5 protein-coding genes and 1 pseudogene are annotated in these 8,052 nt (G+C 63.8%); 4 read left to right on the top strand and 2 right to left on the bottom strand.

Features of this window, described 5'->3' with window-relative positions:
* The 4 genes and pseudogenes from N4G42_RS17320 to N4G42_RS17305 form a co-directional block, all read left to right on the top strand.
* A pseudogene (locus N4G42_RS17320) lies at nucleotides 1–667 on the top strand (IS3 family transposase); the annotation flags it as partial.
* 122 nt (nucleotides 668–789) lie between these two features.
* Complete coding sequence (gene clpB / locus N4G42_RS17315) at nucleotides 790–3,396, top strand: ATP-dependent chaperone ClpB (RefSeq protein ID WP_260668042.1); 2,607 nt, start codon at nucleotides 790–792, stop codon at nucleotides 3,394–3,396.
* A gap of 75 nt (nucleotides 3,397–3,471) precedes the next feature.
* Nucleotides 3,472–3,825 carry a hypothetical protein gene (locus tag N4G42_RS17310; protein ID WP_260668041.1) on the top strand — a complete coding sequence of 118 codons (354 nt, stop codon included), beginning with the start codon at nucleotides 3,472–3,474 and terminating at the stop codon, nucleotides 3,823–3,825.
* Between the two features lie 146 nt (nucleotides 3,826–3,971).
* Nucleotides 3,972–5,411: a coniferyl aldehyde dehydrogenase gene (locus N4G42_RS17305; RefSeq protein ID WP_260668040.1), complete on the top strand. Its 1,440-nt coding sequence runs from the start codon at nucleotides 3,972–3,974 to the stop codon at nucleotides 5,409–5,411.
* Here the strand turns inward: N4G42_RS17305 and N4G42_RS17300 are convergent.
* Nucleotides 5,383–7,281: a hybrid sensor histidine kinase/response regulator gene (locus N4G42_RS17300; RefSeq protein ID WP_260668039.1), complete on the bottom strand. Its 1,899-nt coding sequence runs from the start codon at nucleotides 7,279–7,281 to the stop codon at nucleotides 5,383–5,385. The genes N4G42_RS17305 and N4G42_RS17300 overlap by 29 nt on opposite strands.
* Nucleotides 7,268–7,903, bottom strand: coding sequence for a response regulator (locus N4G42_RS17295; RefSeq protein ID WP_099730786.1), 636 nt, complete (start codon nucleotides 7,901–7,903; stop codon nucleotides 7,268–7,270). The genes N4G42_RS17300 and N4G42_RS17295 overlap by 14 nt, the downstream gene beginning before the upstream one ends.
* Nucleotides 7,904–8,052 lie beyond the last annotated feature (149 nt).

The following is an 8,052-nucleotide window of genomic DNA, read 5'->3' as shown; positions in this document are numbered from 1 at the left end:
GGCCCGCTGCACGGTGGAGCGTCTGATGCGCAGCATGGGACTGCGTGGTGTGATGCGCGGCAAGGCCGTACGAACCACCGTCAGTGATGGCAAAGCACCATGTCCATTGGACCGGGTCAACCGGCAGTTCCGGGCCGAGAGGCCGAACCAGTTGTGGGTGAGCGACTTCACTTACGCTTCGACTTGGCAAGGCTGGCTGTACGTAGCCTTCGTCATCGACGTGTTTGCCAGGCGCATCGTTGGGTGGCGGGTGAGCAGTTCAATGCGCACGGACTTTGTTCTCGACGCCCTGGAGCAAGCCCTCTATGCCCGTCAGCCTGAGCGCGATGGCAGTTTGGTTTGTCACTCCGATAGAGGCTCGCAATACGTCAGCATTCGCTACACCGAGCGACTGGCGGAAGCTGGCATCGAGCCTTCGGTGGGCAGCAAGGGCGACAGCTACGACAACGCCCTGGCCGAGACCATCAACGGCCTGTACAAGGCCGAACTGATTCACCGCCGGGCTCCATGGAAAACCAAGGAAGCAGTTGAGTTCGCCACGCTCGAATGGGTATCGTAGTTCAACCACCATCGCCTGCTCGAACCCATCGGGTACATCCCGCCTGCTGAGGCTGAGGCAAACTACTACCGGCAACTCGCCAGTCAGGTCACTGTGGAAGTGGGCTGACTTTAACCAAACAGCCTCCGCAGAAACCGGGGCGATTCACGCAGGTCAATATCCAAACGAAAAACTTCTTGAAATCAGGCCCCCCCTGCCTCAAGTTCAGTGCAATTCGGAGGACATAGACCATGCGTCTCGACAAATTCACCACCAAATTCCAGGAAGCCCTGAGCGATGCACAGAGCATTGCACTAGGCAATGACCACGCCTACATCGAGCCGGTACACGTGCTGCAGGCCATGCTGCAACAGGACGATGGCCCGAAGGCGTTGCTGCAGCGTGCGGGCGCCAACGTACCCGGCCTGTTGGCGGGAGCCGAGGCGGCGGTTAAGCGCCTGCCGCAGGTGCAGGGCAACGACCAAGTACAAGGCGGCCCCGAGCTGGGGCGTGTGTTGCAAGCCACCGAGAAAGAGGCCATCAAGCGCGGTGACCAGTTCATCGCCAGCGAGCTGTTTTTGCTCGCCGTGATCGACAGCAAGGGCGAAGCCGCCAAGATCGCCAAGGACAACGGCCTCACGCGCAAGAGCCTGGAGGCCGCCATCGACGCCGTGCGCGGCGGTCAGAAGATGGACAGCGCAGAGGCCGAAGGCCAGCGTGGTGCTCTGGCCAAGTACTGCCTGGATCTCACCGAGCGCGCTCGCCTTGGCAAGCTGGACCCCGTGATTGGCCGCGACGACGAAATCCGCCGTGCCATCCAGGTGTTGCAGCGCCGCACCAAGAACAACCCCGTGCTGATCGGCGAACCCGGCGTGGGCAAGACCGCCATCGTAGAAGGCCTGGCGCAGCGCATTGTGGCGGGCGAAGTACCCGAGAGCCTCAAGGGCAAGCGCGTGCTCAGCCTCGACATGGCCGCGCTGCTTGCGGGTGCCAAGTTCCGTGGCGAGTTTGAAGAGCGCCTGAAAAGCGTGCTCAACGAACTGGCCAAGGACGAAGGTCAGACCATCGTCTTTATCGACGAGCTGCATACCATGGTGGGTGCGGGCAAGGGCGAGGGCGCGATGGACGCGGGCAACATGCTCAAGCCCGCGCTGGCGCGTGGCGAGCTGCACTGCGTGGGGGCCACCACACTCGACGAATACCGCAAGTACATCGAAAAGGATGCGGCACTGGAGCGGCGCTTCCAGAAGATCCTGGTCGGCGAGCCCACCGTGGAGGCGACCATTGCCATCCTCCGCGGCCTGCAGGAGAAATATGAGGTCCACCACGGCGTGGACATTACCGACCCGGCGATCGTCGCTGCGGCTGAGCTTAGCAATCGCTACATCACGGATCGCTTCCTGCCGGACAAGGCGATCGACTTGATCGATGAGGCAGCGTCCAAGATCAAGATCGAGATGGACTCCAAGCCTGAGGTGATGGATAAGCTCGACCGCCGCCTGATACAGCTGCAGATCGAGCGCGAAGCGGTGCGCCGCGAGAAGGACGAGTCCTCACAAAAGCGCTTTGCGCTCATCGAGGAAGAGATCACCAAGCTGCAAAAGGAAATCGCCGACTACGACGAGATCTGGCAGGCTGAAAAGGCCCAGGCGCAAGGTAGCGCTCATGTGCGCGAGGCCATCGACAAGCTCAAGTTTCAGATCGAGGAATTCACTCGCAAAGGTGACTTCAACAAGGTGGCCGAGCTGCAATACGGCAAGCTGCCTGAGCTGGAAAAGCAGTTGAAGGAAGCCCAAGCGCAAGAGGCCGGCAAGGACGGCGCGCCCGCCGCGCGCCGCCTGCTGCGCACGCAGGTGGGCGCCGAGGAAATCGCTGAAGTGGTGAGCCGCGCCACGGGCATTCCCGTGGCCAAGATGATGCAGGGCGAAAAAGACAAGCTCCTGCAGATGGAGTCCAAGCTGCACGAGCGTGTGGTGGGCCAGCAAGAGGCGATTGCCGCAGTGGCCAATGCGATTCGTCGTTCGCGCTCGGGGCTGAGTGACCCCAATCGGCCCACTGGATCGTTCCTGTTCCTCGGCCCCACGGGCGTGGGCAAGACAGAGCTGTGCAAGGCGCTCGCGGGCTTCCTGTTTGACAGCGAAGACCACCTGATCCGCGTCGATATGAGCGAGTTCATGGAGAAACACTCGGTGGCCCGTCTGATCGGTGCGCCGCCCGGCTACGTGGGCTACGAGGAGGGCGGCTACCTGACCGAGGCCGTGCGCCGCAAGCCCTACAGCGTGCTGCTGCTCGACGAGGTGGAGAAGGCCCACCCGGACGTCTTCAACGTGTTGCTGCAGGTGCTGGACGACGGCCGCCTGACCGACGGCCAGGGCCGCACCGTGGACTTCAAGAACACGGTGATCGTGATGACGAGCAACATCGGCTCGCATCTGATCCAGGCCATGGTGGGGCAGGATTCGGAAGACATCAAGGAAGCCGTCTGGGGTGAACTCAAAAACCACTTCCGGCCTGAGTTCCTGAATCGCATCGATGAGACCGTGGTGTTCCATGCGCTGGATGCCCAGCACATTGCCTCGATTGCCAAGATCCAGTTGCAGCTGTTGCAATCCCGGTTGGCGAAGATGGATTTGGAGTTGCAGGTGTCCGACGCTGCCTTGGCAGAATTGGCCAAGGTGGGGTTCGATCCGGTGTTTGGCGCACGGCCGCTCAAGCGGGCGATTCAGCAGCGCATAGAGAATCCGCTGTCCAAGCTGTTGCTGGAAGGGCGATTCCCACCCAAGAGTGTGATTCCGGTCACCGTCAACCCTGTCCTGGAGCCTGGTGTGTTCCAGTTCGGAGTCGCCCCGCAAGAGTGATGTGGGCTCGGGAAGCGGTTGCGGTGTGATTCAGCACCGCAATCTGCATCCCAAGTTGTGAAGGAGAGGTGTCGTTTGAATGATTTTGTTGCGGGTGTCATGAGCCTTCTGTTGCGTCTGGTCGTCATGGCCATGGGGTTGGTCCTGTTTGCCAGCCTTTTGGTCGCGGCCATGTTGCTTGCGCTGGTGTGGGTGCTGCGTGCAGGCTGGGCGCGCCTGACAGGACGACCGGTGACGCCGTGGGTGATGGGTGTGGACCCACGCACAGGCTTCAGCACGGTCTTTCGGTCTACGCAGCGGTGGTCTGCTGGCCGCCGAGGCAATGGTGCGCCTGAAGGCGCCAGTGAAGACGCCGCCGCATCGCGCCGTGGCGGCATCCTGCCGGGTGCGGCACAGGTCACTGACGTAGACGCACGCGAAGTCCGTTGATGTGGCAGTGGCGGCCGCTGCACTTTGGCTGCCACCAACCTCATCTCATGAGAGCCCCGTGGCACGAGCGTAAGCCAACGGGCATCAACCCTAGGGCGTCTGCCTTTTTGTGACGCGCCCATCGGGGTGTCTCCTATCATCCATCCATGACACCAGCCGATATCCGCGCACATTTCGATCTTCAGTTCCAGGCCAGCCGTGCGCACGTGGACGTGCCGCTGCTCGTGCGGCGAGAGCGTTTGCTGCGCTTGCGCAAGTTGCTCGATGAGAATGGGCCTGTGCTGGCGGCGGCCGTGCAGGCCGACTTTGGCATGCGGTCACCCCGCCTCACGGAGGTGGCAGACTTCTTGGTGCTGCGCACCTTGCTGTCGCACACGCTGCGCCACTTGGCAAAGTGGGTCAAGCCCCGAAAGGTGCATACGCCGATTCACCTTCAGCCGGCCCACGCCTTCATCCAGCGCCAGCCCATGGGGGTGGTGGGGGTGATTGCACCGTGGAATTACCCGGTGCAACTGGCCCTGGCACCCGCCATCACCGCGCTGGCTGCGGGCAACCGCGTGATGCTCAAGCCCAGCGAGTTGACGCCCCATACCTCGGCCCAATTGGCGCTACTGGTGGCGCAGTTCTTTGCCCCCGACGAATTCTGTGTAGTGCAGGGAGACGCCAACCTGTCCGCATTGTTTGCCTCGTTGCCTTTCGATCATCTGGTGTTCACAGGCTCCACGGCGGTGGGCCGCAAGGTGGCGCAGGCGGCAGCGCAGAACCTGACACCGACCACGCTGGAGCTGGGCGGAAAGTCGCCCTGCATCATCGACGGCCATTGCGACATGGCGGACGCGGCCGTCAAGATTGCGCACGGCAAACTGCTCAATGCGGGGCAAACCTGTATTGCCCCCGACTACGTGCTGCTGCCGCGCGGCCGTGAGGGCGAATTTGCGCAGGCTTACCGGGCCGCAGTGGCGCGCCTGTTCCCCACCATCGAGGGCAACGCCGACTACGCCTCCATCATCACGCCTCGGCACCATGCCCGCTTGCGCACGATGCTGCAGCAGGCGCAAACACAAGGGGCAGAGGTGCACACCATCGACCCTAGCGACGGCAAACCTGTGGTGCCCACCGTGGGAACGCTGGGCGACGGTGCAAGCCGCCAGATGCTGCCCACGCTGGTGTTTGGTGCCACGTCGCAAATGCAGCTCATGCAGGAGGAAATTTTTGGTCCCATCCTGCCCGTGATCTTGTACGAGCGGCTGGACGATGCCATTGCCCACATCAACAGCGGGCCCCGCCCGTTGGCGCTTTATTGGTTTGGCCAGAGCGAGGCCGTGCGCGACGATGTGCTGCGCCGCACCGTCAGCGGTGGGGTGACGGTGAACGACACGCTGATGCACATTGCGCACGACAACCTGCCGTTTGGCGGTGTGGGGGACAGTGGCTGGGGCGCCTACCACGGTGAGCAGGGGTTCCTGCGCTTCTGTCACCAGAAGTCGGTGCTGGTGCAGTCGCGCTGGGCCATGGGCTCGCTGTTCTATCCGCCCTATGGGGCCAAGTTCGACCAGGTCATGGGGCTGCTGCGCCGCTGGTTGTAGTGCTTTGTGTGAGTTGCCCGGGTGCTGTCTGACCGTCTTCCGGTTCGTCGTCCACCATGGCAGCAGGCAGCGGCGGCTGGGTGATGAGCTGCACCATCGCATCGCGCAGCTGGCCGGTGGACACCGGCTTGTGCAGCAGCAACGCGGAGGTGGACTGCGCGTCGCGCAGGCGCTGGGGCGAGGTGTCACCCGTCATGATGATCGCGGGCACGTTGGTTCCCAGGTAGGCTCGCAGCGCCTGCAGTACCTGTTTGCCGGTTTCTTCATGGCGCAGACGGAAGTCGGTGATGATGATGTCGGGCGTCACGTCCTCTAGGACTTCCAGGGCGTCTGCGCTGGATTCTGCCGTCATGCACTGGCAGCCCCAGCTTTGCAGCAATGACTGCATGCCCAGGCGCACGGCCTCGTCATCGTCGATGGCCAGCACCTTCAGGCCTACCAGGCTGCGGCCGTCCTGGGGTGTGGTGGCATCGTCCTCCAGCGCACCCTGCCAGCGGTCAAGCCACAGCCTGAAGACAGACCCTTTGCCAGGCTGCGAGCGCAACTCCACGGAGGTCCGCATTTCACGCGCCAGGCGCTGCACGATGGCCAGGCCCAGGCCCAGGCCTTTGCGGCGGTCGCGCTCCGGGTTACCGAGCTGGTGGAACTCCTTGAAGATGTGTTCCCACTGGTGCTCGGGGATGCCCGCCCCGGTGTCCCACACCTCCAGCGCCAGCCGTTTTCCACGCGTGCGGCAGGCAATCAGTACACCGCCCTGGGCGGTGTAGCGCAAGGCGTTGGAGATGAAGTTGTGCATCACCAGACCGACCAGGGAGCGGTCGGCAAATGCGGCGGCAGAGGTCTCGCGGGTGCGGTACACCAGGCCGGCCGTGTCGGCCTGCACCCCAAACTCCTGCTCCAGCGCGGTGAGCAGGGGCTGCACCGCAAACGCGGCTGGCCGCACCTTGACCACGCCAGCCTCCAGCCGGGAGTAGTCGAGCAGGGTGGTGAGCATCTCGGCCGCGGCGCCAGATGCGGCATGGGCGTGTTTCAGCACGGTGCGCTGGTGGTCATTGAGTGGGCTGCGGTGCAGCGATTCCAGAAACAGACCCATGGCATGCAAGGGCTGGCGCAGGTCATGGCTGGCAGCCGCCAGAAAGCGGGATTTGTCGCGGTCGGCCTGCTCGGCGGCCTCCTGTGCCGCCAGGGCCCGCTGCGATTCGGCCCGCAGCTGGCTGACCAGGCGTTCGTTTTCCAGCTTGAGCGCAATGCTGCGCCTTGTGGCACGGTCGGCCGTGCGTGCCTGCAGGCAGGTCAGCGCGTAGTACACCCCGGTCAGGAACAGCGCAGGCCACATCACGGGCCCGCCCGCCAACGCCACTGACAGCATCACGCCGCCGATGGCGCTGGTGAGGTAGGTGACGTAGGCCCGGTAAAGCGGCGCGCCGAGCCCGAGCGCTCCCGACGAGACGGTGCTGATGATGCCGATGGCGTAGATGACGCTGTCGGAGTTGCCCCAGTACAGCACCACATAGCCCAGGCTGCCCCAGCTCAGGCCCATGGCCGCCATGCAGGCGATGAGCTTGCGCGCGGCCTGCGGCGCAGGATTCACAAACGGTGCAATGCTGCGCAGCGTGAGGTACACCCCGGCCACCACCAGCGTGTGCGAGACCAGCCATACCGTAATGGCCTGCGTGTCTGCCACGCGGGCCATGACCCAGAGCGTGCCCAGGGCCGTGGCCAGCGATGCCAGCAGCGTCATCGGAAAGTTCTGTCGCAGCAGGGCTACCTGTTCGCGCAGGACCTCGTCGCGCTCCCACACCGGCCAGCCCCAGCGTGTGGGTGGTATCACCGGTTCGAGGGGCAGCGGACTGGTTTCAGAGGGGGTCATGAAGCTGCGGGGTGGACAGGCCCAGGCGCTGGGCCGCCAGCAGGGCAGCGCTGCGGCTGTTGACGCCCAGCTGCGCAAAGATGGCCGCCACATGCACACGCACCGTGTTCTCGCTCAGCCCCAGGTCGCGGGCGATCACCTTGTTGGGCCTGCCCGTGCACAGCAGCGACAGCACATCCAGCTGCCGCGCCGTGAGGGATGGCGTGTCGGGCCCCCGCACCGTGGCGCTGTTGCCGCTGTTGATCGGAAAACACGGCTGGCCTGACAGTGCGCAGCTGATGGCCTCTAGGATGTCCTCGGCGCTGGCGGACTTGGGCAAAAAGCCATCGGCCCCGCGCGCGCGCGCTTCGTGGATGGCATCGGGTGCCACGCTGGCCGACACCAGAACGATGCGCGCCCGGGGGCACGCCTGTCGCAACAGTCGCAGGCCGTCCAGCCCGCTCATGCCGGGCAACTGGATGTCCAGCAGGACCAGGTCGATCTCCGCCTGCTGCAGCGCGCAGGCATCGGCGATCGATCCGGCCTCGGCAATGCTGCCCACGCTGGGGTGGTCCTGCACGATCAGGCGTAGCCCCGTGCGGAACAGGGTGTGGTCATCCACAAGCAAAAGACGGGCAGTCATACAGGCAAGTATTGCGCACAACCGGGTGTTGCGGGCTAGTCCATTTGTGCGATGGACGCACGGATGTGCACTTTCTAGACTTTCCGTCAAGCATTGAAAAGCACTTTGGGTGCGCACCAATGCGCAAACCTTCGTAACCACACTCCGTT

It is taken from the genome of Acidovorax sp. K2F (assembly GCF_025246485.1).
Lineage (GTDB): Bacteria > Pseudomonadota > Gammaproteobacteria > Burkholderiales > Burkholderiaceae_C > Acidovorax > Acidovorax delafieldii.
The sequence above is the reverse complement of the archived record's forward strand: the minus strand, read 5'-3'. Positions and strand labels throughout refer to the sequence as shown.